Genomic DNA, 26,012 nt, shown 5'->3' with positions numbered 1-26,012 from the left:
AAACCCGATGAATCTCGCTGAATTGAAAATAAAATCCCCCACTGACCTGCTCTCGCTGGCCGAGGAATTGCAAGTCGAAAACGCCTCATCGCTGCGCAAGCAGGACATGATGTTCGCGATCCTCAAAGCCTACGCCGATAATGACCAGGCGATCCATGGCGATGGCACGCTCGAAATCCTGCCCGATGGATTCGGCTTTTTGCGCAGCCCGCAGAGCAATTACCTGCCCGGCCCCGATGATATTTACGTCTCGCCCGCCCAAGTACGCCGCTATGGCCTGCGCACCGGCGATACCGTGGCTGGCGAAATCCGCGCCCCCAAGGAAGGCGAACGCTATTTCTCGCTGCTCAAGCTCGAAACCATCAATTTCGAAGAGCCGGACGCGGTGCGCCACCGGATCAATTTCGACAATCTCACCCCGCTCTACCCAACCGAGCGGCTGCAAATGGAAATCGAATCCGCCGCCTTGCCAGCCAAGGGCGTTCAGAAGGACAATACCGCTCGGGTGATCGATCTGATCGCGCCGATCGGCAAAGGCCAGCGCGCCTTGATCGTGGCGCCGCCACGCACCGGTAAAACCGTGATGCTGCAAAGCATTGCCACCTCGATCTCCACCAACCATCCTGACGCCTTCCTGATCGTGCTGCTGATCGATGAACGGCCCGAGGAAGTGACCGACATGGCCCGCACGGTCAAAGGCGAAGTCGTCGCCTCCACCTTCGATGAACCGGCCACGCGCCACGTGCAGGTGACGGAAATGGTGCTGGAAAAAGCCAAACGCCTGGTTGAGCATAAGCGCGACGTGGTTATTTTGCTTGACAGCATCACCCGCCTCGCCCGCGCGTACAACACCGTCGTCCCTTCATCGGGCAAGGTGCTGACCGGCGGTGTCGATGCCAACGCCCTGCAAAAGCCGAAGCGCTTCTTTGGTGCCGCCCGCAATATCGAAGAAGGCGGCAGCCTCACCATCATCGCCACCGCCCTGATCGATACCGGCTCGCGCATGGATGAAGTGATTTTCGAAGAGTTCAAAGGCACCGGCAATTCCGAAGTGATCCTGGACCGCAAACTCTCCGACAAGCGCACCTTCCCCTCGATCGACATCACCAAATCGGGCACCCGCAAAGAAGAATTGCTGGTCGAAAAAGCCACGCTCTCGAAAATGTGGGTGCTGCGCCGCATCCTCAACCCGATGGGCCCGACAGAGGCGATGGAATTCCTGCTCGATAAGCTCAAATACAGCAAAACCAATAATGACTTTTTCGACGCGATGAACACCTGATTTTTCGCAAAACCTCCCTATCTCTAAGCATCCAACCTCGTAAGGACGACCATGCCCGACCGCCATAGCCCGACCGATTATAAAGTGCGCGACATCACCCTGGCGGAATGGGGTCGCAAAGAAATCAGCATGGCTGAGACCGAAATGCCCGGCCTGATGGCCCTGCGCGAAGAGTTCGGCAAAAGCCAGCCGCTGAAAGGGGCGCGCATCGCCGGCTGCTTGCACATGACCATCCAAACTGCCGTGCTGATCGAAACCCTCACCGCCCTCGGTGCCACCGTGCGTTGGTCGTCATGCAATATTTTCTCAACCCAGGATCACGCCGCCGCCGGTGTTGCCGCCGCAGGCGTGCCGGTGTTTGCCTGGAAAGGCCTCACCGAAGACGAATTCATGTGGTGCATCGAACAAACCGTGCGCGGGCCGGATGGCTGGACGCCGAACATGATCCTCGATGATGGCGGCGATCTGACCAAGCTGATGCACGATAAATATCCCGACATGATGAAGGATATTCGCGGCATCTCCGAAGAAACCACCACCGGCGTCCATCGCTTGCGCGACATGGTCAAAGACGGCTCGCTGCTCTGCCCGGCGATCAATGTTAATGACAGCGTCACCAAATCCAAATTCGATAATCTCTATGGCTGCCGCGAATCCCTGGTGGACGGCATTCGTCGCGGCACCGATGTGATGATGGCCGGCAAAATCGCCGTGGTCGCCGGCTTTGGCGATGTCGGCAAAGGCTCCGCCGCTAGCCTGCGCAATGCCGGCTGCCGCGTGCTGGTCACCGAAATCGACCCGATCTGCGCCCTGCAAGCCGCCATGGAAGGCTACGAGGTCGTCACCATGGATGACGCTGCGCCGCGCGGCGATATTTTCGTCACCGCCACCGGCAATATCGATGTGATCACCGCCGATCATATGCGCGCGATGAAACATCGCGCCATCGTCTGCAATATCGGCCATTTCGATAGCGAAATCCAAATCGAGGCTTTGCGCAATTATCGCTGGGATAACGTCAAACCCCAAGTCGATGAGGTCGAATTCCCCGATGGCAAGCGCTTGATCGTGCTGTCCGAAGGGCGCCTGGTCAATCTCGGCAACGCCACCGGCCACCCCAGCTTCGTGATGTCCGCCAGCTTCACCAACCAAGTGCTCGCCCAAATCGAACTCTGGACCGCACCGCAAGGCAAATATAAAAATCAGCTCTACGTGCTGCCCAAACATCTCGATGAAAAAGTCGCGGCCCTGCATCTCGCCAAGGTCGGCGCCAAACTCACCGCGCTAACTCCCAAACAAGCCGAATATATCGGCGTCGCCGGCTCAGGCCCCTACAAACACGACGAATATCGTTATTAATCCATGATGCACACCAGCGGCTCCATCATCGCCCTCCTCGGCCTCGGCTGCCTGTTCGGCGGCATGGTGTTTTTCGGCACCATCATGACGCCGCTGGTGTTCACCAAATTACCCCCCGAAACCGCTAGCCTGTTCATTCGCGCCACCTTCCCGCGCTACTATCTGTATGTCAGCGTCGCCGCCGCCATCGCCGCGCTCGGCCTCGTGCTCCGCGGCAACCTGCCATTCGCCCTGATCCTCGCCCTCGTCCTGGTGCTCACCCTCTGGCTCTGGCAAGATTGGTTGCCCCACCTCAACAGCCTGCGCGATAGCGGCAACCAAACCGCCTTCGCCCGTGGCCACCGGCTGTCCGTCTGGCTCAATGGCGCCCAGTTGCTCGCCGTGCTGGCCGTGCTGGTCGCCTTGGCGCGGGGCTGGGGGAAAGGGTGAAGGCAAGGCCAGGGCTCTGCCCTGGACCCGCTAAGGGCTGAGCCCTTAGAACCCTTTAGCGTTTTAGGGTTGGGGAGGGCGCGGCATTGGCCCTTCCGCAGCCCGTGCCGGGATCGCCCTCCCCAACCCTAAAACGAATGGATTGCAAAGGCTCAGCCTTTGCCGGGGTTCCAAGGGGCAGCGCCCCTTGGCCTTAACCTTTCCCGTCCACCCCTTGCGCCAACGCCCAAGCGCCGGCTTCGGCGACGATCGGGTCGGCGTCATTGGCGAGCTGTTGGGCGGCGGGCTGGAGGGCGGGGTTTTGGGCGTTACCGATGGCGATGGCGATATTGCGGGCGAGGCGGTTGCGGCCGATGCGTTTGATCGGCGAGCCGGCGAACAGGGTGCGGAAGGCGGCGTCATCGAGGGTGGCGAGGTGCGCGAGGTCTGGGGCGATCAGGTCTGCGCGGGCGGCGAGTTTTTGGGTTTGGGCGGTGGCTGCGAATTTATTCCAGGGGCAGACGGCGAGGCAATCATCGCAGCCATAGATCCGATTACCGATGGCGTGGCGGAATGCGTGTGGGATGGGGCCGGGATGTTCGATGGTGAGGTAGGCGATGCAGCGTGTGGCATCGAGTGTGTAGGGCGTGGGGAAGGCGTTGGTGGGGCAGGCGGTTTGGCAGGCGGTGCAGGAGCCGCAGCGATCGGCGTGTGGCGGATCGGGCGGGAGCGCAAGGGTGGTCATGATTTCACCGAGCAGCAGCCAGGAGCCGTGGGTGCGCGATACGAGGTTGGTATGTTTGCCTTGCCAGCCGAGGCCGGCCTGTTGGGCGAGCGGTTTTTCCATGACCGGCGCGGTATCGACGAACACTTTCACGGTGCCGCCGGCGCGGGCGATCAGGGCCTGGGCGAGATGTTTGAGTTTGCCTTTGATGATGTCGTGATAGTCGCGATTGCGGGCATAGACCGAGATATTGCCCCGATCGGGCAGGCTGAGTGTGGCGAGTGGGTGTTCGGCGGGGGCGTAGGACAGGCCGAGGGAGATGAGGCTAACGGCTTCGGGCCAGAGGGTTTGCGGGTTGGCGCGTTGCGCGGCGCGGCTGGCCATCCAGCCCATGCTGCCGTGATGGTTTTGGGCGAGGAAGTGATTGAGCCGGTCGCGTTCGGTGGCGCTGAGCGTGGCCTTCGTAAAGCCGATGGCATCGAAGCCGAGGCTGCGAGCGCGTTCGGTGAGAAACGCTTTGATCGGGTGTTCAGCCACGGCCGCGATAGGGTGCGGCCCCTTGATCGGGCAGGAAAACGCCGGCGGGTGGCGCGCCGGTTTGCCAGAAAATATCGATGGGCATGCCGCCGCGCGGATACCAATAAGCACCGATGCGCAGCCAGCGCGGGCTGATGGCCTCGATGATACGATTGGCGATCATCATGGTGCAGGCTTCGTGAAAGGCGCCGTGATTGCGAAAGGCGGTGAGAAAGAGTTTGAGCGATTTGCTTTCGACGATCCAGGAATCGGGAATGTAATCGAGCACGATATGGGCGAAATCGGGTTGGCCGGTGATCGGGCAGAGTGAGGTGAATTCGGGTGCGGTGAAGCGGATCACGTAATTTTGCCCGGCGGCGGGGGCGCTGACCCGCTCAAGGATCGCGGCCTCGGGGCTGGTGGGAATCGCGGAATGCTGGCCGAGCGCTTGGAGATTGGCGTAGCGATCATCGGGGGGTGGCGTGGCGTTATCGGTCATCGGTCTGGGTCCATCCGGCGCGGGTTGTGCGCGTATAGGCGGTGAAACGCTGATCGGCGATGGCCTCGCGCGAAGCGCGCATCAGCGATTGATAATAGCTCAGATTATGGGCGGTGAGCAGCACCGGCCCGAGAATTTCGCCACAGCGGAACAAATGATGCAAATAGGCCCGGCTATGGCGGGTGCAGGCGAGGCAGGCGCAGCCAGGATCGAGCGGGCGGTCATCCTCGGCGAAGCGGGCATTGCGCAAATTAAACACCCCGCGCGAGGTGTAGGCGCGTGCGGTGCGCCCGGCGCGGGTGGGCATGACGCAATCGAACATATCGACACCGCGTTCGATGGCGCCGAGCAGATCATCGGGCGTGCCGACACCCATCAGATAGCGGGGCTTGTGCGCGGGCAGATGCGGCACGGTGTGATCGAGGGTTGCGAACATCGCTTCCTGGCCTTCGCCGACGGCAAGGCCGCCAATGGCGTAGCCCTCGAAATCGAGCGCCTGGAGGCTGGTTGCCGATTCGTGGCGTAAATCGTCAAAGACGCTGCCCTGCACGATGCCAAATTGCCCATAGCCGGGGCGGCGCACGAAGGCCGCGCGCGAGCGGGCGGCCCAGCGCATCGATAGGCGCATCGAGGTGGCGGCTTGGGCGTGGGTGGCGGGGAAGGGCGTGCATTCATCGAACGCCATGGTGATGGTGGCATCCAGATCATGCTGGATTGCGGTGGATGATTCCGGCGTGAGGTGATGGGCCGCGCCATCGAGATGCGAGCGGAATGTCACGCCGGTCTCATCGAGTTTGCGTAAACCCGCGAGGGACATCACCTGAAACCCGCCGGAATCGGTCAGAATAATGCCAGGCCAATCCATCAATTTATGCAAACCGCCCAGCCGGGCGACGCGCGCGGCACCGGGGCGCAGCATCAAATGGTAGGTATTGCCGAGCACAATTTCGGTGCCGGTGGCGCGCACCGCATCGGCGGTGAGGGATTTCACCGTGCCGGCGGTGCCCACCGCCATGAAGGCCGGGGTTTGCGCCGTGCCGTGGGCGGTGTGAATTTGCCCGCGCCGGGCGGTGCCGTCGGTCGCGAGCAGCGAGAAGCCGAATACGGTCATGCGCGCTCTAACAGGCAGGCATCGCCATAGGAGTAAAACCGGTAGCCCGAGGCGATGGCGTGGGCGTAGGCCGCGCGGATGCGGTCAAGCCCCGCGAAACCGGCCACCAGCATCAGCAAGGTGGAGCGCGGCAGATGAAAATTGGTCAGCAGCAGATCGGCGGCCTGCATGGCAACGCCGGGATGCAGAAAAATATCGGTCTCACCGGTGAATGGTCTGATCTGCCGCTCCGGCGTCACGGCGGATTCGAGCAAGCGGAGCGAGGTGGTGCCGACCGCAATCACCCGCCCTCCGGCGGCACGGGCGGCATTGATCTGATCGGCGGTGGCGCTGCTGATTTCGCCGTATTCGGCGTGGATTTTATGGGTATCGATCTGCTCGCCGCGCACCGGCAGAAACGTTCCGGCACCGACATGCAAGGTGAGCCGCGCCGTGGCGATGCCGCGTGCGGCGAGCGCATCGAGCAGGGCAGGGGTAAAATGCAGCCCTGCCGTCGGGGCCGCGACGGCGCCGGCGCGGGCCGCGAAAATCGTTTGGTAATCGCTGGCATCTTGCGCCGTCGGGCCGCTGGGCCGGGCGATATAAGGCGGCAGAGCCAAGGCACCGGCCTCGGCGAGGGCGGCATCGAACGCGGCACCGCTGCGGTTAAAGCGCAACTCCGCGCTGCCATCATGCGCAGGCGTGATGATTTCAGCGGTGAAATCAGGCGCACCACGAATGGTCAGACTATCGCCCTGGCGCGCGCGCCGTGCGTTGCGCAGCAGCACCCGCCAAAGTCCGCCCGCGAGGGGCCGATCCAGCGTGATCCCGATGGTCGCATCGCCCCTTGTGGCGGTGAGCTGGGCGGGGATCACTTTGGTATCATTCACCACCAAACAATCGCCGGGGCGCAGCAGGTTTGGCAAATCGCGCACCCGCCAATCGGTTAACGCGGTGGGCCCGACATGCAGCAACCGCGCGGCATCACGCGGGCGGGCTGGCTCGGTCGCGATGGCCTCGGGCGGTAGCGCGTAATCGAAATCCGACAGCAGCAACGGCGAATTAATCCTCAAGATAGGTGGAAATTTCGACAAGGTTACCGTCTGGATCGCGGCAATAGACCGAGCGCATGGCACCCAGCGCGCCCATTTTCACCGCCGGGCCTTCAACCACCTCGACCTGCTGGCTGCGCAAATGCGCGACCACATCTTCCGAGCCGAGGGCGGTGATAAAGCAAATATCCAGCGCGCTGGGCTGCGGCTTGGCGGCGTGCGGTGCCAATTCCGAACCGGCCTGGTGCAAATTGAGCTTTTGCGCGCCAAAGCGTAGCGCGATGCGCCGATCCGCGCCGAATTCTTCGCGCTCCATGCCGAGCACGCGCTCATACCAATCGGCGGTCGCATCGATATTGGCGCAGGTGAGAACCACGTGATCGATCCGGTCAATGGTGAATTTCATTGTTTCAGCCTAAATCCGCAAAGAAATCATTGCCTTTGTCGTCAATGACGATGAAGGCGGGAAAATCCTCGACGGTAATTTTCCATACCGCCTCCATGCCCAATTCCGGATATTCGAGCAGCTCGACATGGCGGATATTTTGCTCGGCCAGCACCGCAGCGGGACCGCCGATGGAGCCAAGATAGAACCCGCCATAGGTTTTGCACGCATCGCGCACCTGCTTGGAGCGATTGCCTTTGGCGAGCATGATCATCGAGCCGCCGGCGGCTTGGAACGCCGCGACATAGCTATCCATCCGCCCCGCCGTGGTCGGCCCGAAGCTGCCGGTGGGCATGCCGGGCGGGGTTTTCGCCGGGCCTGCGTAATAAACCGGATGATTCTTGATATAATCGGGCAAACCCTCGCCGCGATCGAGCCGCTCTTGCAGCTTGGCGTGGGCGATGTCGCGGGCGACGATGATGGTGCCGGTCAGCGCGACCCGGGTTTTGATCGGATGCTGGCTGAGTGTCGCCAAAATCGCGGGCATCGGCTGGTTGAGGTCGATACGCACCACCGGACCGCCCAGATGATCGTCGGTGATCTCAGGCAGATAGCGCGCCGGATCGCGCTCCAGCCGCTCTAAAAACACCCCGTCGGCGGTGATTTTCGCTTTAATCTGCCGATCCGCCGAGCATGACACGCCAATGCCGATCGGCAAGGACGCGCCATGGCGCGGCAGGCGGATCACCCGCACGTCATGGCAGAAATATTTGCCGCCAAACTGCGCGCCAATGCCCAAATTGCGGGTCATCGCCAAAATCTCTTGCTCCAGCGCTAGATCGCGAAACCCATGCCCGGTGCGCGAGCCGCTGGTGGGCAGCGTATCGAGATAATGGGTGGAGGCGAGCTTGACCGTCTTCATCGTCGCTTCGGCCGAGGTGCCGCCAATCACGATGGCCAGATGGTAAGGCGGGCAGGCCGAGGTGCCGAGCGTTTTCACCTTGGCCTCGATGAAGGCGAGCAATTTCGCCGGGTTCAGCACAGCACGGGTTTCTTGGTAGAGAAAGGATTTATTGGCCGATCCACCGCCTTTGGCGACGAACATGAACTCGAACTCTTCGGCATGCGCCTCGCCCGGTGCGGCATAAATATCAAACTGCACCGGCAGATTGGTGCCGGTATTCACCTCGTCATACAGGCTGAGCGGGGCCATTTGCGAATAGCGCAAATTGGTCTCGGTATAGGTGCGCATCACCCCGTGCGATAAAGCGCGTTCTTCATCCCCTTCAACCCAGATGCGCTGGCCCTTTTTGCCAAACACAATGGCGGTGCCCGTATCCTGGCACATCGGCAAAATCCCGCCGGCGGCGATATTGGCGTTTTTCAGAAACGCCATCGCGACATAGCGATCATTTTCCGAGGCTTCGGGATCATCCAAAATCGCCCGCAATTGCTGCAAATGGCTGGGCCGCAGCAGGTGCGAGACATCGTGGAACGCCTCAAAAGCGAGGGCGGAGAGGGTTTCGGGCGCAATTTTGACAACGCGCTTGCCCTCGACGCTGATGGTCGAAACCCCGCTGAGATCAAGCTTGCGCCAGGGTGTGTGATCCGGGCCGAGCGGCAGGAGCGGTTGATAGGGTGTCGCCTCGATGGATTGGGAGATCATATTCATCGCATCGCCTCTGGTCTGGGAATCGGGTCAGAGAGTGGGATCAGGATTTTGGCGGCGTTCGGCGCCGGAACGCATCAAGGCTCACCACCGGGGCCGAACCGGCTTCAGGCGCTTCGCTCGGCTCAACCTCCGGCGCAGAGGGGGGTTCCGGCTCGGACGCCGCGATGGCGGGCGGTGTGACGATAAATTGCAACCCGAATTGCACTTCCGGATCGGCAAAGCCGGTCACCGCCTCTACCGGAATTTCCAGCGTGGAGGGAATCCCGCCGAATGACAGGGTCACCGAAAATCGCTTGGCCGCAAAATCGACCCATAAATCGCGATATTGATGCTGCAGCACAATCGTCATTTCCGTCGGGTAGCGCTCGCGCAACCGATCAGGCACCGTCACGCCGGGATAATCGGTGCGAAACGTCACGTAAAAATGATGGTTCCCGGGCAGACCATGCTGAGCGGCATGATCCAGCGCGGTCAGCACCACGGCGCGTAACGCTTCACTCGCCCAAGCATCATAGGGGAGCAGGCTTTCCATCGGCACATCATCATCTTCCATGCGCTGCCCATAGCCCGAGTGCCGCCTGCGGCCAAGTGTGGCCGCGCAGAGCAGCCAAACGATGACGCCCCGCCGCCCGCTTCCAAACCACGCTCAGCTCAGATCAGTTGGGGCCTCAGGGCGCACCTGGCGCTCGTAATGTTTGTAATATTTCTCGGTCACCAGATCGGTCTGCACCACCACCGCGATATCGGTGGTGTTGAACTGCGCATCGATCACAGCACCGTCACCGACAAACCCGCCCAGGCGCAAATACCCTTTGATCAAGGGCGGCAACTCGCCGAGCACCCGCCGCGTATTGATCGCATCCTTGCCCAGCCGCCGCATATCGACATAGCGAGACGGCAGCGCCCGTGGCCTGATTTCCGGCGGCGCCAGATGATTTTCATGCAAATAGGTCAAATCCGCCGCCAACGCGTCCAAATCGGTGCCGGGCAGGCTGGCGCAGCCAAACATCAGATCAATCTGATGATGAAACACATAGGCCGCGATGCCGCGCCATAATAATTGCATCACCGCGCGCGAGCGATAGGCCGCATCAACGCAAGACCGCCCCAATTCGAGCTTGCGGCCCGGGAATCGCTCCAAGGCCGATAAATCATACTCATCTGCCGAGTAAAACTGCCCCAGCCGCGCCGCCGCTTCCTGACGGATCAACCGATAGGTGCCCACCACGCCGCCTTCGGGCAAATCATGATCGATCACCATTAAGTGATCGGCGATGGCATCGAACCGATCCGAATCGCGCCCGGATTGCTGGGTCGCCGCGTCCGGTGTGGCACCCATCTCATGGTAAAAAACTCGGTAGCGCAGCGTTTGCACCGCATCGAGATCGGCGGCGGATTGCGCGAGGCGCACCCCCAAATTGCCCGAGCGCAACTCCTCAAAACCCTCCGGCGCCCCCGCCGACTCGATCACCGGGGCCATCGCGTCACGCATGGTTGGTTCGACCCCCATGCTTGGTGCCCCCAAGCTTAGCCCCTGGCGGTTCGGGCTTGATCCGGCGACCAAACAGCTCGATTTTCAGCGAAATCAGCTCATAACCATGCCGCGCCGCGAGCCGCCGCATCAAAGCCTCGGTCTCCGGTTCATCAAATTCAATGACCGTGCCGGTCTCTCGATCCACCAGATGAAAATGGTCTCGCTCCCCCGAAGGTTCATAGCGCGCCCGCCGGCTGCCCAGATTGCGCCGCTCCAAAATGCCCGCCTGCTCGAACAGCCGCACCGTGCGATACACCGTCGCCAGCGAAATGCGCGGATCGGTCGCCTGCACCAAACGATGCAATTCATCGACATCCGGATGATCGGTCACGTCAGACAATACCTGCGCAATGACCCGCCGAGGGTGGGTCATTTTCAGCCCATTGGCTACGCATTGACGCTCGATGCGGCTCTCCATCACCGGGCTTGTGAACCATCTCGGCCATGGGGTCCATACCCGGTCATAACGAACCCAGCGCACGCTTCTGGCATAATTAATCTGACTTGGCCGATCCATGGTCTAGCCAAAGCCAAAAAAATGCTTAATTAATAAGTCCAGATTAGAGTTCTGAGCGGTATATGCTCAAATTTTTGGAGTTTCCCATGGCGGCGCGGATCGATACTAAGACGAAATTGCTGAACAGCGCCGAAGAACTCTTTATTGCCAATGGCATCGCCGCCGTCAGCTTCCGCGAGATCAATCGGGCCGCCGGTCAACGCAACGCCTCCGCCCTCCATTATCATTTCTCCAACCGCGAGCGCCTGCTCGAAGCGCTGATCGACCGCCGCATGCCCGCCGTCGATGCCAAGCGGATCGAGCTGATGGCGATTTGCGAAGCCGCACCGCGCGAGGCGCAGATGCGCGCTTTGACCGAGGCGATTGTGCTGCCCCTCGCCCATACGGTGCGGGCCCGCGAAGACCGGCTGAATTGGGTGCAGCTCCACGCCCGCATCTATCAATATGACGAATTTGATTTTGGCCGCTATTTCGCCGATCGCGGCTATACGATGGGCTTGCTGACGGTGCGCCGGGTCTATGGCGATCTGCGCCCGGAATTGCCGCAAATCGTGCGCGATCAGCGGGTGATGTTTGGCGTGCGCATCGCCGTGCACGCGCTGTCAGACTGGCAGCGCGGGGTGATCCCCAAGCAAAGCCTGATCCCGGATGGCGATTTCCCAAGCTTCCTCGGCAATCTGCTCGATATGATCGAGGCCGGCCTCGCGGCCCCCTGTTCCGCCGCCACCCGTGAGCGCTTCGCCGCCCAAGGCTACCGCCACGTCGATGATTTACCGTGAGCCAAACCCAACCCATCCCGCACCCCCCCCAACGCGGCACCCAGCGCGCCACCCAGCGCGGCGCGTATTTCGCCGCGACGATCCTGTCATTGGGCTATCTGCTCGCCTTCGCGGATCGCACCGTGATTTCGCTCCTGGTGGTGCCCATCGAGCATGATCTGCACGTCTCCGATGTGCAAATGGGCTTGCTGCAAGGCACGGCATTTGCCTTGTTTTATGCCGGGTTCGGCCTGCCGATTGCCTGGGCGATTGACCGGCTGCGCCGGAGCACAATCGTCGCGGGCGGGATTCTGGTCTGGAGCGTGATGACTGGCCTGTGCGGGCTGGCCACCGGCTTCGCGCCATTCTTGGCCGCGCGAATCGGCGTCGGTGCCGGGGAGGCCACCATTCTGCCCGGCGCCACCTCGATGATCGCCGATTATTTCCCGCCCACAAAGCGCGGCCGCGTGCTTGGCGTATTTGCCTCGGGCATTTATGTCGGCAGCGCTGCCGCATTGATCATCGGTGGCATTTTGCTCCATTATTTCTCGGCCCATCATCTGCACCTGCCGCTGATCGGTACGGTCGCCGCGTGGCAAAGCGTGTTCTTGGCGATTGCCGCTCCCGGCATTCTGCTCGCCATCGTCGCACTCTGGATGCGCGAGCCGGTGCGCGTCACCCCGCATCGTGCTGACTTTGGTTTTTTCACCGGCTTCACCGAGGCTGGCGGCGCGCTGGTCGTCCATCTGGTCGGCTTTACCGCCATTGCCTTTGCCAGCTACGCCGCCACCGCTTGGCTTCCAGCATTTTTCGTCCGCACCCATGGCTGGACGGTGACGCAAATCGGCCTGCGCTTCGGGTTGGTGGTGCTGGTGATCGGCCCCATCGGCTCCGTGTTCGGCGGCTGGCTCGCGGACCGGCTGGAGCGCGCGGGCCGCAGCGATGGTAAATTTCTGGTGGGCATCATCGCCGGGCTCGGCGTCATCCCCGCCGCCATGCTGGTTGGCTTTGCCCCCGGCGCGGGCCTCGCTTTCGCCGGCGTGGTGCCGGTGATTTTTTTCACCAGCTTCGTCTGGGGCATCGCCCCCGGCGCTTTGCAGGAAATCATTCACGGCGCGGTTTTGGGCCGGGTCACGGCGGTCTATACCGCCATCCTGAATTTAATCGCCCTCGGCCTCGGGCCGCTCAGCGTCGCGGTCGTGGCCGGGCTGCTCCACTCCAATCTTGGCATCGCCATGGCGGTGGTGGCCCCCATCGCCGGGCTGGTCGCCGCCATCGCCTTCGCGCTCGGGCGCGGGCCTTACCGCGCGCGCCGCGCCACGCTGAACGCCATCGTCCAAAACTAATCAAGGGAGCGCCATCATGGACCGTAAACCCGCCTCGCTTGCAACCTTGGCGGCGCATCAGGCGCTGCGCGCAGAATTACCGCCCGAAGATGATCGCGACTTCATCGATGCGCAGCGCGGCCTGATCGCGCCCTTGGATCCCGCCCCGATCATGGGTGCCGGACCCCGCCCGGTATGGGATTTCGCCCGGCTGACCGCAGGGCAGGGGCGTGATGCGCCATGCCCGCCCACGGTCAATCCCAGCCTATGGCGCCAAGCCCAGCTCAATGCCATTGGCGGGCTGTTCGAGGTCTGCCCCGGCATTCATCAGGTGCGCGGGCTTGATTTGTCCAACATCACCTTCATCGAAGGCCAAACCGGGCGCATCGTGGTCGATACGCTGATCTCGCGCGAATGCGCCGAAGCCGCGATTGCGCTGATCAACCTTCATTGCGGCGTCCGGCCCATTTCCGCACTCATCTACACCCATAGCCATGTCGATCATTTCGGCGGCTCCGAAGCGGTGCGCGACCATGCCATCGCTGATTTACCGATCATCGCCCCCGCCGAATTCCTGCATTATGCGGTCTCGGAAAACATCCTCGCCGGCAATGCCATGCGCCGCCGTGCGGCCTATATGTATGGCGCGCTGCTCCCCGCCGATGCGCAAGGCAGCATCGATGCCGGTTTGGGCAAGGCCACCTCGGGCGGGCGCGTCGGTTTGCTGGTGCCCAACCGGATCATCGCGCAGGATGGCGAAACCGCCACCATCGATGGCGTCGATTTCATCTTCCAACTCGCCCCGGAAACCGAAGCCCCGGCGGAGATGATGTTTTTCCTGCCGCAATTCCGCGCACTCGCCATCGCCGATAATGCCTGCGCTGGCCTGCATAATCTCTATACGCTGCGTGGTGCCGAGGTGCGCGATGCGCTGGCCTGGAGCCATGCGCTCGATCAAGCCATCCGCCGGTTCGGCGCGGATACCGAAACGCTGTTCGGCGGCCATCATTGGCCGCGCTTTGGCACTGAGTCGGTGCGCCATTATCTCACCGGCCAGCGCGATATCTATAAATATATCCACGATCAAACCCTGCGCCTGGCCAATCAAGGCTGCACCCCCATCGAAATCGCGGAGGCGCTGCGCTTGCCGCCATCGCTCGCGCGCGAATGGAGCCTGCGCGATTATTACGGCACCGTCGCGCACAATGCGAAGGCGGTCTATCAGCGTTATCTCGGCTGGTTCGATGGCCATCCCGCGCATTTGCATCCGCTGCCGCCCGCCGAGGCCGGACGCCGTTATGTCGATTTCATCGGCGGCGCTGACGCGCTGATGGCCAAAGCCACCGCCGCCTATGAGGCCGGTGAGTATCGCTTCGTCGCCGAGGTGCTCACCCATCTGGTGTTCGCCGATCCCAGCCACCAAGCCGCGCGCCATTTGCAGGCCGATGCGCTGGAACAGCTCGGCTATCAGGCGGAATCTGCCCCCTGGCGCAATTTTTACCTGACCGGCGCTCAGGAATTGCGCACCATCCAAAAACCGGCCATGGGCCGCGCCGCCGCCCCCGGCGGCATGGCCGCGATGCTGCCGGTCGCCGCCATCCTTGACACGCTCGCCGTCTCCCTGAACGGGCCGCGCGCCGATGGGCTGGCCTTCGATTTGCTCTGGCATTTCACCGATGTCAGCGAAACCCACGCCATGCAGATCACCAACAGCGTGCTGCACCATCAAAAATTGGCGGCAGCGGACGCAATACCACAAGCGCAAGCGAGCCTCACCTTGACCCGCGCCGTTCTGCTCGCTTTGTTCGCTGGAGCCGCCGATCTCCCCGGCCTAATCCAATCGAGCGCCCTCCAGATCAGCGGCGACATCCCGGCCCTGCGGCAGTTTTTCACCTTGTTCGACCGGCCCGACGCGCAATTTGGCATCGTGCTGCCCTAACGCCCGCATGCGGCGGTCAGGCGGCAAGCCAAGACTCTGCTTTTTTGTGAACAAAAAAGCAGCAAAAAAAACTTTGTTGATCGGGGTCGGTGCCGGTGCAAATGCCCTTGCCCTGGAACGTGATTGCTTGTCATCAATCACGCTCATGCCTATGTTTATCGATTAATTTCATTAGTTTAGCTCGACTCTGTCGATTCAGTTCAAACCAATATTGATCTAGTTTTCAAAAGTTTTTTGCTGCTTTTTTTCAAAAAAGCAGTCCTTGCTAACCACGCCTTGCTAACCGCGCCGTGCTAACCCCGTGATCAGCCGCCCAGATTGGTATTCGCCCGCATCAGGCGGTGCGAATCACCGCCGCCCGCGCCAGCATCGCCCCCGCATCAATGCCGCGCGCCGCCCCATAAGCGAGCCCGGGTGTTGCAATCCGCGCCGTGCAGAACCAGCCAGCGAGCGGCTCAGGCGCATGGGCGCGCAGCACCGCGACGCTCAGGGCCAGGGCAATCTGCTCAACCACCCGGCGTGCCTGCGGCTCAATATGGGTTGGTGCCGCCAAAGCCGCCTCAATCTCGCCGAGCAGACCATCGAGCGCCGGCTCAAGCCCGGTGGCGGCGACCAATTCCGCACGCAACGCCGCCGCCGATTCGGGCTGGCGGGTGAGTGCGCGGATCACATCGAGGCACATCACATTGCCCGAGCCTTCCCACAGCCCGTTGAGTGGTGCCTCGCGATACAGCCGGGCAATTGGGTTTTCCTCCACAAACCCGTTGCCGCCATGGCATTCCACCGCCTCCGCCACCAAGCCCGGTGCGCGTTTGCAAATGAAATATTTGGCCACCGGCACAATCACCCGCGCCAACGCCTCGCCCTGGTCAATGGCGGCGGCGGCGCGGAGTGAAAGCCAGAGCGCCGCCTCGCTATCGAGCGCCATATCGGCCAGCACCGCCTGCATCATTGGCTGATCGATCAATTTTCGTTGAAACGCGGTGCGTCGGCTGGCATGAAACAAGGCAAGGCTGGTCGCGTGGCGCATCAGCGCCGCCGCACCAATCGCGCATTCCAGCCGGGTCAAATGCGCCATGTCGATGATCGTCGCGATCCCGCGCCCCTCAGCGCCGACCATCACCGCCTCCAAATCGCGAAACTCAACCTCTGAGGACGCGTTCGAGCGATTGCCCATTTTGTCTTTGAGCCGTTGGATCTGCACGCCATTGCGTGCGCCATCATCGCGCCAGCCTTGCGCCAAAAAGCAGGAAATCCCGCTCTCGGTGCGCGCCAAGGTGAGAAACAAATCAGCAATCGGCACCGAGAAAAACCATTTATGCCCGGTCAGCGCGTAGCGCCCGCCGCCGAGCGGGCGCGCAATGGTTTGGGTCTGCCGCAAATCGCTGCCGCCTTGCTTTTCGGTCATCGCCATCGCCACCACCAGCCCGGCTTTTTCCGCCGGCGGCAGCGGGCGCGGATCATAAGCGCTCGACCAGATTTTGGCGCCGAATTGTGCGTGCAAGTCGGGCGCATGCGCCAACGCCCCCTGCGCGGCAAAGGTCATCGCACTCGGGCACATCACGCCCGGCTCGCCCTGACCCCATAAATAAGCCAGCCCCGCCCGGGCTACATGCGCGGCCACCTGACCGGCCTGTTGGTTGCTGGTCCAAGCGAGCGCATGGGTCTCGCTCGCCCGCGCTTGCGTCATTAATTCATGCCAAGCGGGATGAAACAATACTTGGTCAATCCGGTGACCGAACCGGTCATGGGTGCGCAATTCCGGCCCGTAGCGATTGGCCTCATAGGCCCGTTGGCGCATCGCGCCACTGCCGATCAGCGCGCCACAGGCCGCAAGCTTCGGCGCCGCCCACCCTGCGCCGAACGCCTCTATCGCTTCGCTGAGCGCCTGATCCTGCCGATAGGCATTAAAATCGGGCGGTTCGCCCACCTGATTCAACACCTCATGGGTGGCCGCCGCATCGCCGCTCGCGTGATCCATTGTCGTCTCCTCCGCCTGGGCAAAATTTTGCGCGTTCCTTGGCTTCGCACATTATCCCCTGGCGGGTCTTTGCCAAGCGGAAAAATCCGCGTAATAAAATTTTTCACTCCATCCGGCCCGCGTGGCCACCCTCAGGAAGAAGCATGCCAGCCGCCAGGATGATCGCGCCGGTTCGATGGATTATGGCGCCGCTATTCGCCGTCACACTGATCGCCGCCGCCCCTGCGCCGCGCGTGCCGGTCAGCGTGGTCACCCCTCTGCATTATCGCGCCGCAATCCAGCTTTCCGGTCAGGTGGTCGCCGCCCAAAGCACCGTGTTGGCGGCAAGCCGGGCCGGCATGGTCAGCGCCATCCTGTTTCATTCGGGCGAGCGTGTCAGCCAGGGCCAAATCCTGCTGCGCATGAACCAGGCCACCGCCCAAGCCCGCCTCGCTTTGGACCACGCCAAAGCGCAAGAAGCCGCCCAAGTGTTGGCGCGCGATGCCAAATTGCAGGCGATTTCCGGGGTCAGTGCCGCGCAAATCGATGCGGATCGCTCAATCGCCGCGCAAGCCCAAGCCCAATTGGCGCTCGATGCCGCCCAAGCCGCAAAACTCGTGATCACCGCGCCGTTCAGCGGCGTGCTCGGCATCAGGCGCGTCTCGCTCGGTGATTATCTCGCCCCCGGCACTCCCATCGTCACTCTGACCCAAACCAGCCCGTTGCTGGTGCGCTTCGCCGTGCCGCAAACCGAGCTGGCCGGCATCGGCCCTGGCGATCATTTCGCACTTTCACTCCCCGATCGCGCCCGCCCTGGCGCGCCAATGCCGGTGGTGCGCGGCGTGATCACCGCCCTCAGCCCCGCACTCAATGTCACCACCCGTGCCCGCAGCGTCGAAGGGCAAATCATCAACCCGAACCCCGATACTTTGCCCGGTGCCTTTGGCATTGTTCATCTCAAGGTCGGTGCGCCGGTCGCAGCCCTGGCCATCCCCGCCACCGCCTTGAATAACAGCCCGATTGGCACGTTCGTCTATGCGCTGCACACCGCCAAAGGCAGCACCAGCGTGCATGCAATCTATGTGCATGTGCTGGCCACCAGCGGCGCCACCGCGATCATCGGTGCCAATCCGTCGCTCCACCGCATCGTCGCCCTGGGCGGCTTCAAGCTGCGTGATGGCGAAATGATCGACCCGTTTGCCGCCGCCGCCTGATGGATAATAGCGCCACCCTCACCACCCCCCCGCGCCCGGGCCTGTGGGCGCGGCTGTTACAGCACCCGATCCTGGTGCTGCTGGGGGTTTGCGCGCTGGTGTTGTTTGGGCTGGTGTCGCTCGCCACCTTGCCGATCCGCCCCAGCCCGCCAATCCCCGCCAACCGGATCAAAATCAGCACCCATTATCCCGGTGCCGCCGCCTCGGTGGTTAATCGCTTCGTCACTGTGCCCACCGAAGCGAGTGTCGCTGCCGTCGGCGGCATCGCTTATGTGACTGGCTCCAGCCGGCAAGGTGTGTCGCATATTCGCGCCTTCCTCGCCCCCGGCGCTAACCCAAACACCACCTATGCCGAAGTGCTCTCGGCGGTGAATGCCGCCCGTAACGACATCCCCGCCGCCGTCCGCCTGCCCAATGTCGCGCTGATCGGCCGCTCCAACGGCAATCAGGAGCTCAATGTCAATGCCCGCATCGCGCCCGGCATTTCGCGCACCGAAGTCATCCGGTTTTTGCAAACCGACGTAATCCCCCGGCTGGAAACCGTGCCCAATATCGGCCCGGTGCATCTATTTGCGCCCAGCCCCGCGATCAGGGTGGCGATGAACCCGGCGCGGCTGGTGGCTCTCGGCGTCACCGCGCAAGATATTGCCCGCGCCTTGCGCAGCCGCGCCGCGCTCGCCGCTGGCGGCAGCCTGCGCAATCACGCCTCGATCATCACCATCCAAGGCAGCCCGGATCTCGGCTCGCTCGCACGCTTTCGTGCCATCCCAATCACCACGCGCGCGGGCGTCACCATCCCGCTTTCGGCGCTGGCCACGGTTTCGCTCGGCCCACCCAGCCATAGTTTCAAAAACTGGTGGCGCGGCAAACCCTCGGTGTTCCTCGCCGCCGGCGTCGCCCCCGGCGGCAATGTGCTGCAAGTCTCGCGCGATTTTCGCCGGGTGCTGGCCAATATCCGCACCACCTTGCCGCCCGGCCTGCATCTCAACGTCACCTATGACCAATCGATCAGCATCACCCGCAGCCTGCGCGATCTGGCCGCCACCTTGCTGATCACTATCCTCTTGGTGGGCGTGATCGTGCGGCTCTCGCTCGGCACGCTGCGCGCCGCCGCCGCACCCTTCCTCGCCATTCTGCTCTCGCTGCTTGGTGCCGCCATCGTGATGCATCTGCTCGGCGAAAGCCTCAATCTATTCACCATCATCGCCCTGGTGCTCGCCGTCGGCCTGGTGGTCGATGACGCGATTGTGGTGGTCGAGGATATTTTCCGCCGCATCGCCGAGGGCGAAACCCCGCTCGATGCCGCCGCCGCCAGCGTGACACTCCTCGCCCCGGTGCTCGCGGCGATTTCCTCGACCTTGGTGGTCGCGTTCCTGCCCTTGGTGTTTTTGCAAGGCCTGACCGCGGCCTTGTTTCGCCCCTTCGCGCTGGTGTTGATCACCGCTTTTCTATTTTCGCTGCTGATCGCCCTGACCGCCGTGCCGCTGATCGCGCTCTGGGCCGGCGCACGCGAGCACCATTCCACCCGCCCCTCCATCATCGATCGGTTACGCGCGATTTATCTGCGCCTACTCGCCCGCAGCCTGCCGCATCCGGGCTGGGTCGTCAGCATCGCCCTCGGCCTCGCCGTGCTGAGCGGCGTGCTGTACAGCGCCGCACCGCGCAATCTGACCCCCGCCGCCGATGGGCTGTCGGTCAATATTTTCGCCGAAGGGCCTTATGGTGCTTCGATCACCTATCTCACCCAGCAATTCCACACCATCCAAAATGTGCTCGACCGGCTCGAACCCGGCCAGCCCGACTGGATGGTCGCCGATGAAAATTACCACGGCCTGTTTGGCGGCTATAGTTTTGAAAATCCGAGTGAGGCCCGCCACGCCGCGAAAATCCTCGGCACCGCCCTCGCCAAATTGCCCGGCGTGCAGGCCTATGTCACCGAAAATAACGGCCTGCCCGGCCTGAACGGCCTGCCGGTCGATGTGCTGGTGTCCGGCCAAACCCATTACGGCAATTTGCTCAACCTCGCCCAATCGATCATCAATGCCGGCTATGCGAGCGGCAAATTCGATTTTCTGCAAGTCTCGCCAGGATCGGTGCAGCCTGAATACATCATCACCACCCGCACCCGCCTCGCCGCCAATCTCGGCGTCAGCCAAGCCGCCATCGGGGCTGCGATCAGCGATCAACTCTCCGGCGCCTCGCTCGCCCATGTGAGCTTGGGCCACGCCAATCTCGATATCATCGCCACCGGCCCGCGCGCGAGCGACATCGCCGCCCTCGCCGCAACCCCGGTGCGCACCAAGAGCGGTGCCTTGATCCCGCTCGGCGATGTGACGCGCATGCGCCTGCGCGCCCGCCCCAGCGCGATCGGCTCGTGGCAAGGCCTGCCCACCGTCACCATCACCGGCCAGCCGCGCGCAGGCATCGCCCTGTCCGATGCGCTCGCCACCTTGCACCGCGCCTTTTTGCTCCAGCACGCCCCCGGCTCCTCCTTCGGCTATGCCGGCCCCTCTGCTACGTTTCGCCAATCGCAGCGGGCGAATAACATGCTGTTTGCGCTCGGCTTTGCGGGTTTATTTTTCCTGCTCGCCGGCCAGTTCCGCTCGCTGCGCGATCCGTTCGTGGTGATCACCACCGTGCCGCTCGCCAGCCTCGGCCCGCTGATCCTGATCAGCCTCGGCGGGGCCACGCTCAACATCGTCACCGAAATCGCCCTGCTCGCGGTCTGGGGCCTGATCGCCCGGCAAGGGATTTTGTTCGTGCAAATCGCCCATCTCGAAGCGCGTGACAGCGATGATCTGCCCGCCGCGATCTATCGCGCCGCCCAGCTGCGCTTCCGCCCGATCCTGATGATCACGCTCGCCCTGATCGGCGGCGCGGTGCCGCTGATGCTCGCGAACGGCCCGCAAGCGGTGATCCGCTACGATATCGGCGCGGTGCTCGCCACCGGCATGGCCTCGGGCTTCATGCTCTCGCTGTTCGCCGTTCCCGCCATGTATCTTTTACTCCACCGGCGCGCCCGATGATTTTTCGCACCCGCGCCCGCATGTTGCTGATCGCCCTTACAGCCAGCGCTACCCTCACCGGCTGCGCCGTGCCGCTCGCCAAACTACCGCAGCAACCCGTGCCCACCGCCTATCTGCGTGGCACGCCGAGCGTGCGCAGCTCGCTCCGCCAATCTTGGTGGCAGAGTTTCAAAAACCCCGCCCTGAACCGCCTGATCACCGCCGCACAGGTCCATAGCCCCACCATCGCCGCCGCCGAGGCGCTGGTCGCCCGCGCCCGCGCCAACGCGCAAGCCGCCAATGGCGCTTTCCTGCCGCAACTCAGCCTTAACCCGCAGGAATCCCGCCAAGCCTTCCCCACCGGCCCGAACGGCTTTGGCGCCTACACGATTTTCCAAGTCACCGGCACGCTGAGCTATAATCCCGGCCTGTTCGGTGCGCGCTCCAGCGCCTTTCGCAACGGCCAAGCGCGCATCGCCTATCGCCGCGCTGCCGCCGCCGCCGCCCGCCTGACCGTCGCGGACGCGCTGGTCAACGCCGCCATCACCGAGGCCGGCTTGCAGGCGCAAATCGATACGGAGAAAAGTATCGCCGCGAGCGAGCGCCATTTGCTCACCTTGCTCACCGGCGAACGCAGCGCCGGCGCCATTGCCCGCCTGCCCGTGCTCCAGCAGCGCGCCCAACTCCAGGCCACCTTGGCGCAAATCCCTGCCTTGCGCGCCGCCGCCAGCGTCCAGCGCCACACCATCGCCGTGCTCGCCGGCATCCCGCCCGCCCAACTCACCGGCGCCCATTTTCGCCTGCATGATTTTGCCCTGCCGCCCAACCCGCCACTCAGCTTGCCCTCCATTCTGGTCGCGCACCGGCCCGACATCATCGCCGCCCGCGCTCTGGTCAGCGCCGATCACGCCGTCGTCGGCGAGGCGGTCGCCGCCCTTTACCCGAGCCTGAACCTCTCGGCGCAAGGCGGTTATGCCGCCGAAACCCTGAACACGCTGTTTCAGCCCAGCGCCGCGCTCTGGACGCTGGCTGGCTCGCTGCTCGCCCCGGTGTTCGAGGGCGGTGTGCTGCATGCCCATGAGCGCGCGGCCCAAGCCACCCTGGCCGCCGCCCTCGCGCAATATCGCCAAACCGTGCTCACCGCCTTCCAGCAGGTGGCCGATGGGCTGCGCCTGCAGCAAGCCGCCCGCGCCACGGTGGATGATGATCGCGCGAGCGCCCACACCGCCAAAACCGCCTATCGCCTGGCCCGTGCCCAGTTCCGCCTCGGTGCCGTCAGCTACAACACTGTTTTAACAACAGAAATCGCCTGGCAGCAGGCCGTCCTCGCGCAGCGCCAAGCGCAAACCACCCGCCTGCTCGATGCCGCCGCCCTGCGCGCCGCCCTCGCCGGTGCGCCCCCCTGATCCAACCCGTCGGCGATTAGGCAAATCGGTCATTTTGTGCGATAAAAACCCGAATCCCGATCTCTGGAGTGCATCGTTTTTATGACCCAATCCGTGGCGTCCCCTGGCCTGACCCCATCCTCCGATTCCATGGCCGAGCCAACCCCCGACCAAACCCCCGACCAAACCCCCGACCAAGCGTATGACGCCGCCTCGATCAGCGTGCTGCGCGGGCTGGATGCGGTGCGCAAACGCCCCGGCATGTATATCGGCGACACCGATGACGGGTCCGGCCTGCACCATATGGGCACCGAAATCATCGATAACGCGGTCGATGAAGCCCAAGCCGGCTTCGCCACCGAGGTCGAAGTGGTGCTGAACGGCGATGGCTCGATGACGGTCACCGATAATGGCCGTGGCATCCCGGTCGATATCCACCCCGAGGAGGGCATTTCCGCCGCCGAAGTGGTGCTAACCAAGCTGCATGCCGGCGGCAAATTCAACCAGAATTCATACAAAGTCTCCGGCGGCCTGCACGGCGTCGGCGCCGCCGTGGTCAATGCCCTCTCCGAATGGATGGAGGTGCGGATCTGGCGCGATGGTGCGGAATATTTCATCCGCTTCGAGCATGGCGATTCCGTTGCCCCGCTCGCGCGCGTCGGCCAGTCAGACCATGTCAACGGCACCGAAGTCAGCTTCAAACCCTCGGCCGGCACCTTCACCCACACCGAATTCGATTTCGCCATTTTCGAGCGCCGCCTGCGCGAATTGGCGTTCCTCAATTCCGGCCTCGCGATCACCCTGCGCGATGAGCGTCATACGCCGGTGCAGGAGGAAAAATTCCTCTATAAAGGCGGGCTGACCGAGTTTGTGAATTGGCTGGATCGCGCCAAAACCCCGATTTTCGCCCCCCCGATCACCGATTACAAAGCCGATGGTCCCGGCGGCATCCGCGTTGAATTCGCGATGGGCTGGAATGAAACCTATCACGAAACCATGCTCTGCTTCACCAATAATATCGTGCAGCGCGATGGCGGCACCCATCTCGCGGGCTTTCGCACCGCACTGACCCGTGTTCTGTCAAAATTCGCCGAATCCATCAGCAAAAAAGACAATCTCTCGCTGAACGGCGAAGATATGCGCGAAGGGCTCACCGCCGTGCTCTCGGTGAAAGTGCCGGACCCGAAATTCTCCTCGCAAACCAAAGATAAACTGGTTTCCTCCGAAGTTCAGCCGCTCGTGCAAGCCGCCGTCGCCGATGCGCTGGAACATTGGCTGGAAACCCATCCGCGCGAGGGCAAGCTGATTGTGCAAAAAGTGCTCGATGCCGCCGCCGCGCGCGAAGCCGCCCGCAAAGCCCGCGAACTCACACGGCGCAAAGGCGTGCTTGATATTTCCACCCTCCCCGGCAAGCTCGCCGATTGTCAGGAGCGTGACCCCGCCAAATCAGAGATTTTCATCGTCGAGGGCGATTCCGCCGGCGGCTCCGCCAAACAAGGGCGCGATCGTAAAACCCAAGCCATTTTGCCGCTCAAAGGCAAAATCCTCAATGTCGAACGCGCCCGCTTTGACCGCATGTTAGGCTCGGCGGAAATCGGCACGCTGATCACCGCGCTGGGCACCGGCATCGGCCCGGCGGATGCCGATCAAGGCGGCTTTGACATCAGCAAATTGCGCTATCACCGCATCGTCATCATGACCGACGCGGATGTGGATGGTTCGCATATTCGCACACTCCTGCTCACGTTTTTCTTCCGCCAAATGCGCGAATTGATCGAGCGTGGCCATCTCTACATCGCCCAACCGCCGCTCTATCGCGCCAAGCGCGGCAATGAGGAGCGCTACCTCAAGGATGATGACGCGATGGAAGCCTATCTGTTCGAGCGCGCCTTGCACGAAGCGCGGATCGAGGGGATGGATCTCGCCGCCGAATTGCCGTTCCTGCGCGAAGCCGCCCGCCGCATCACCGATCTCGCGCGCGACATGCCGGTGGCCTATATCGAACAAGCCGCCATCGTCGGCCTGCTCGGCGCTGATCCTGCGGCGATGACCGAACAGGCCCCCGCACTCGCCGCCCGGCTCGATGCCATTTCGCTCCCCAATGAACGCGGCTGGATCGTCGCGGTCGATGCTGGCGGCATCGTCATCGCCCGCACTGTGCGCGGCGTCGCCGAGCGTTTCACGCTCGATCTCGCAACCTTGCGCTCAAGCGAAGCGCGCTGGCTGCATGACCGCACGGCCCGCCTGTCCGCCTTGTTCGCCACAGCGCCGGAACTGCGCCAGGGCGACGTGCTGCGCGCCGTGCAAGGCCCGTGCAGCCTGATCGAGGCGTTATTCGCCATCGGGCGCAAAGGCCTCGCCATCCAACGCTTCAAAGGCCTCGGCGAAATGAACCCGGATCAACTCTGGCAAACCACGCTCGACCCGCAATTGCGCCGCCTCCTGCAAGTGCGCATCGGCGACGCCGAGGAAAGCGATCAAATTTTCTCCACCCTGATGGGTGACGTGGTCGAACCAAGGCGCGATTTCATCGTCGGCAACGCCCTCAAAGTCTCGAATCTCGACGTGTAAATTTTGCACCGTCCCCCCGCTTGTCCCCACGCTCGTCCCCGTACCAGCGCCGATCAACGCTGGATCGAGACTTTGCTCCAGGCGCGCTGGGGTGGTGCTAAAATGGTGGTGCATAACGAGATCATCGATTTGTCGACGCTCCCGGCCTGGGTTGTGGACCCGCAGCGCGGCTTGGCAACTTATCGGATCAGCGCCAGCGGTGCCGAATTATTATCGCTCGATGCCCTAACGCCAGGGCAGGGGGTCGGTTCCGCACTGTTAGCAGCCCTCATCACCGCCCTGCGACGCGATGGCGTGCCATCGCTCAGGGTCACCACCACCAACGATAATATCGCCGCGCTGCGCTTTTACCAACGTCGGGGTTTTACGCTCCAATCCCTACGCCCCGGCGCGGTCAATGCCGCACGCGCCCTCAAACCCGAAATTCCGCTGATCGGGCACGATAACATTGCAATCCGCGACGAGATTGATCTTTCGCTCACTCTCGTCTGACCGGCTTAACCGCTGGGATTTCCACCCCTGCAAAACGATAACTGAAAGAGCACAAAAATTTACGTGGGTAGACCGGCTTCGTCATAAAGCTCAGTCTCGGCGATCATCGTCCGCCCGTGCAGTCGAGCACTGCTGCGCATGCTGATTAACCGAAGTCGTTCGAGCATCTCATTGCGATCAACCCGAAACGGCGCGCCGATCTCGATACCGTCGTTAATCGATGCAACGGCACGATCCTGATTTAACCCACTCGCCTCATGCTCAAACTCGCCTACGCCGCGATTTGCTGCCATGTTGTGTGCCTTTCAACTCATTCGCGTTATAT

22 protein-coding genes are annotated in these 26,012 nt (G+C 62.7%); 11 read left to right on the top strand and 11 right to left on the bottom strand.

What is annotated here, in order from left to right; translation table 11 throughout:
* Window positions 1-7 precede the first annotated feature (7 nt).
* From rho to ACYUCQ_RS10710, 3 genes are read left to right on the top strand one after another with little or no spacing between them, the layout of a single operon-like run.
* Window positions 8-1,282 carry a transcription termination factor Rho gene (gene rho, locus ACYUCQ_RS10720; RefSeq protein WP_460254520.1) on the top strand — a complete coding sequence of 425 codons (1,275 nt, stop codon included), beginning with the start codon at window positions 8-10 and terminating at the stop codon, window positions 1,280-1,282.
* A gap of 51 nt (window positions 1,283-1,333) precedes the next feature.
* Window positions 1,334-2,641: an adenosylhomocysteinase gene (ahcY, locus tag ACYUCQ_RS10715; RefSeq protein ID WP_460254519.1), complete on the top strand. Its 1,308-nt coding sequence runs from the start codon at window positions 1,334-1,336 to the stop codon at window positions 2,639-2,641.
* Between the two features lie 3 nt (window positions 2,642-2,644).
* Window positions 2,645-3,070: a DUF4149 domain-containing protein gene (locus ACYUCQ_RS10710; protein ID WP_460254518.1), complete on the top strand. Its 426-nt coding sequence runs from the start codon at window positions 2,645-2,647 to the stop codon at window positions 3,068-3,070.
* A gap of 193 nt (window positions 3,071-3,263) precedes the next feature.
* Here ACYUCQ_RS10710 and queG read toward each other — a convergent pair whose 3' ends face one another.
* The 9 genes from queG to ACYUCQ_RS10665 form a co-directional block, all read right to left on the bottom strand.
* On the bottom strand, window positions 3,264-4,319 hold the full coding sequence (gene queG, locus ACYUCQ_RS10705) for a tRNA epoxyqueuosine(34) reductase QueG (protein ID WP_460254643.1): 1,056 nt from the start codon (window positions 4,317-4,319) through the stop codon (window positions 3,264-3,266).
* Window positions 4,303-4,788, bottom strand: a complete 486-nt coding sequence (gene queF / locus ACYUCQ_RS10700) for a preQ(1) synthase (protein ID WP_460254517.1) — start codon at window positions 4,786-4,788, stop codon at window positions 4,303-4,305. The genes queG and queF overlap by 17 nt, the downstream gene beginning before the upstream one ends.
* Entirely contained in the window at window positions 4,778-5,899 is a 1,122-nt protein-coding gene (tgt, locus tag ACYUCQ_RS10695; RefSeq protein ID WP_460254516.1) for a tRNA guanosine(34) transglycosylase Tgt, read from the bottom strand. Before tgt ends, queF begins: the two co-directional genes overlap by 11 nt.
* Window positions 5,896-6,933: a tRNA preQ1(34) S-adenosylmethionine ribosyltransferase-isomerase QueA gene (gene queA, locus ACYUCQ_RS10690; RefSeq protein ID WP_460254642.1), complete on the bottom strand. Its 1,038-nt coding sequence runs from the start codon at window positions 6,931-6,933 to the stop codon at window positions 5,896-5,898. Before queA ends, tgt begins: the two co-directional genes overlap by 4 nt.
* Window positions 6,934-6,940: 7 nt before the next feature.
* Window positions 6,941-7,336, bottom strand: coding sequence for a VOC family protein (locus ACYUCQ_RS10685; RefSeq protein ID WP_460254515.1), 396 nt, complete (start codon window positions 7,334-7,336; stop codon window positions 6,941-6,943).
* A gap of 4 nt (window positions 7,337-7,340) precedes the next feature.
* Complete coding sequence (locus ACYUCQ_RS10680; RefSeq protein ID WP_460254514.1) at window positions 7,341-8,987, bottom strand: fumarate hydratase; 1,647 nt, start codon at window positions 8,985-8,987, stop codon at window positions 7,341-7,343.
* 40 nt (window positions 8,988-9,027) lie between these two features.
* Window positions 9,028-9,540 (bottom strand): SspB family protein, encoded by a 513-nt coding sequence (locus tag ACYUCQ_RS10675; protein ID WP_460254513.1) that lies wholly within the window; start codon window positions 9,538-9,540, stop codon window positions 9,028-9,030.
* A gap of 93 nt (window positions 9,541-9,633) precedes the next feature.
* Entirely contained in the window at window positions 9,634-10,479 is an 846-nt protein-coding gene (locus ACYUCQ_RS10670) for a GNAT family N-acetyltransferase (RefSeq protein ID WP_460254641.1), read from the bottom strand.
* Window positions 10,472-10,939: a Fur family transcriptional regulator gene (locus ACYUCQ_RS10665; RefSeq protein WP_460254512.1), complete on the bottom strand. Its 468-nt coding sequence runs from the start codon at window positions 10,937-10,939 to the stop codon at window positions 10,472-10,474. Before ACYUCQ_RS10665 ends, ACYUCQ_RS10670 begins: the two co-directional genes overlap by 8 nt.
* A 161-nt stretch (window positions 10,940-11,100) precedes the next feature.
* Between ACYUCQ_RS10665 and ACYUCQ_RS10660 the strand changes: the two genes are divergently transcribed.
* From ACYUCQ_RS10660 to ACYUCQ_RS10650, 3 genes are read left to right on the top strand one after another with little or no spacing between them, the layout of a single operon-like run.
* Window positions 11,101-11,817, top strand: a complete 717-nt coding sequence (locus ACYUCQ_RS10660) for a TetR/AcrR family transcriptional regulator (RefSeq protein WP_460254511.1) — start codon at window positions 11,101-11,103, stop codon at window positions 11,815-11,817.
* Complete coding sequence (locus ACYUCQ_RS10655) at window positions 11,814-13,142, top strand: MFS transporter (RefSeq protein ID WP_460254510.1); 1,329 nt, start codon at window positions 11,814-11,816, stop codon at window positions 13,140-13,142. The genes ACYUCQ_RS10660 and ACYUCQ_RS10655 overlap by 4 nt, the downstream gene beginning before the upstream one ends.
* Window positions 13,143-13,158: 16 nt before the next feature.
* Window positions 13,159-15,060 (top strand): alkyl/aryl-sulfatase, encoded by a 1,902-nt coding sequence (locus ACYUCQ_RS10650; protein WP_460254509.1) that lies wholly within the window; start codon window positions 13,159-13,161, stop codon window positions 15,058-15,060.
* A 334-nt stretch (window positions 15,061-15,394) separates the two neighbouring features.
* Here the strand turns inward: ACYUCQ_RS10650 and ACYUCQ_RS10645 are convergent, their stop codons facing one another.
* Window positions 15,395-17,041: an acyl-CoA dehydrogenase family protein gene (locus tag ACYUCQ_RS10645; RefSeq protein ID WP_460254508.1), complete on the bottom strand. Its 1,647-nt coding sequence runs from the start codon at window positions 17,039-17,041 to the stop codon at window positions 15,395-15,397.
* Window positions 17,042-17,184: 143 nt separating this feature from the next.
* Here ACYUCQ_RS10645 and ACYUCQ_RS10640 point away from each other — a divergent pair, with 143 nt between their 5' ends.
* From ACYUCQ_RS10640 to ACYUCQ_RS10620, 5 genes are all read left to right on the top strand, one after another.
* Complete coding sequence (locus ACYUCQ_RS10640) at window positions 17,185-18,234, top strand: efflux RND transporter periplasmic adaptor subunit (RefSeq protein WP_460254507.1); 1,050 nt, start codon at window positions 17,185-17,187, stop codon at window positions 18,232-18,234.
* A complete protein-coding gene (locus ACYUCQ_RS10635) occupies window positions 18,234-21,260 on the top strand; it encodes an efflux RND transporter permease subunit (RefSeq protein WP_460254506.1) in 3,027 nt (1,008 codons plus the stop codon). Before ACYUCQ_RS10640 ends, ACYUCQ_RS10635 begins: the two co-directional genes overlap by 1 nt.
* On the top strand, window positions 21,257-22,645 hold the full coding sequence (locus tag ACYUCQ_RS10630) for an efflux transporter outer membrane subunit (protein ID WP_460254505.1): 1,389 nt from the start codon (window positions 21,257-21,259) through the stop codon (window positions 22,643-22,645). Before ACYUCQ_RS10635 ends, ACYUCQ_RS10630 begins: the two co-directional genes overlap by 4 nt.
* An 81-nt stretch (window positions 22,646-22,726) precedes the next feature.
* A complete protein-coding gene (gyrB, locus tag ACYUCQ_RS10625) occupies window positions 22,727-25,195 on the top strand; it encodes a DNA topoisomerase (ATP-hydrolyzing) subunit B (protein ID WP_460254504.1) in 2,469 nt (822 codons plus the stop codon).
* A gap of 72 nt (window positions 25,196-25,267) precedes the next feature.
* On the top strand, window positions 25,268-25,687 hold the full coding sequence (locus ACYUCQ_RS10620; protein WP_460254503.1) for a GNAT family N-acetyltransferase: 420 nt from the start codon (window positions 25,268-25,270) through the stop codon (window positions 25,685-25,687).
* Window positions 25,688-25,746: 59 nt separating this feature from the next.
* Here ACYUCQ_RS10620 and ACYUCQ_RS10615 read toward each other — a convergent pair whose 3' ends face one another.
* Window positions 25,747-25,980, bottom strand: coding sequence for a hypothetical protein (locus ACYUCQ_RS10615; RefSeq protein WP_460254502.1), 234 nt, complete (start codon window positions 25,978-25,980; stop codon window positions 25,747-25,749).
* Window positions 25,981-26,012: the final 32 nt, after the last annotated feature.

It is taken from the genome of Acidiphilium sp. MT5, assembly GCF_054767495.1.
This window is presented reverse-complemented; position numbering and strand designations above follow the sequence as displayed.

Coding starts and splice junctions, on each gene's coding strand:
- ACYUCQ_RS10685 (WP_460254515.1), bottom strand. CDS start 7,336: ATGAAATTCACCATTGACCGGATCGATCACGTGGTTCTCACCTGCGCC.
- ACYUCQ_RS10680 (WP_460254514.1), bottom strand. CDS start 8,987: ATGAATATGATCTCCCAATCCATCGAGGCGACACCCTATCAACCGCTC.
- gyrB (WP_460254504.1), top strand. CDS start 22,727: ATGACCCAATCCGTGGCGTCCCCTGGCCTGACCCCATCCTCCGATTCC.
- ACYUCQ_RS10635 (WP_460254506.1), top strand. CDS start 18,234: ATGGATAATAGCGCCACCCTCACCACCCCCCCGCGCCCGGGCCTGTGG.
- tgt (WP_460254516.1), bottom strand. CDS start 5,899: ATGACCGTATTCGGCTTCTCGCTGCTCGCGACCGACGGCACCGCCCGG.
- ACYUCQ_RS10615 (WP_460254502.1), bottom strand. CDS start 25,980: ATGGCAGCAAATCGCGGCGTAGGCGAGTTTGAGCATGAGGCGAGTGGG.
- ACYUCQ_RS10660 (WP_460254511.1), top strand. CDS start 11,101: ATGCTCAAATTTTTGGAGTTTCCCATGGCGGCGCGGATCGATACTAAG.
- ACYUCQ_RS10630 (WP_460254505.1), top strand. CDS start 21,257: ATGATTTTTCGCACCCGCGCCCGCATGTTGCTGATCGCCCTTACAGCC.
- ACYUCQ_RS10710 (WP_460254518.1), top strand. CDS start 2,645: ATGATGCACACCAGCGGCTCCATCATCGCCCTCCTCGGCCTCGGCTGC.
- ahcY (WP_460254519.1), top strand. CDS start 1,334: ATGCCCGACCGCCATAGCCCGACCGATTATAAAGTGCGCGACATCACC.
- ACYUCQ_RS10670 (WP_460254641.1), bottom strand. CDS start 10,479: ATGCGTGACGCGATGGCCCCGGTGATCGAGTCGGCGGGGGCGCCGGAG.
- ACYUCQ_RS10640 (WP_460254507.1), top strand. CDS start 17,185: ATGCCAGCCGCCAGGATGATCGCGCCGGTTCGATGGATTATGGCGCCG.
- ACYUCQ_RS10675 (WP_460254513.1), bottom strand. CDS start 9,540: ATGGAAGATGATGATGTGCCGATGGAAAGCCTGCTCCCCTATGATGCT.
- rho (WP_460254520.1), top strand. CDS start 8: ATGAATCTCGCTGAATTGAAAATAAAATCCCCCACTGACCTGCTCTCG.
- queF (WP_460254517.1), bottom strand. CDS start 4,788: ATGACCGATAACGCCACGCCACCCCCCGATGATCGCTACGCCAATCTC.
- ACYUCQ_RS10650 (WP_460254509.1), top strand. CDS start 13,159: ATGGACCGTAAACCCGCCTCGCTTGCAACCTTGGCGGCGCATCAGGCG.
- ACYUCQ_RS10665 (WP_460254512.1), bottom strand. CDS start 10,939: ATGGAGAGCCGCATCGAGCGTCAATGCGTAGCCAATGGGCTGAAAATG.
- ACYUCQ_RS10645 (WP_460254508.1), bottom strand. CDS start 17,041: ATGGATCACGCGAGCGGCGATGCGGCGGCCACCCATGAGGTGTTGAAT.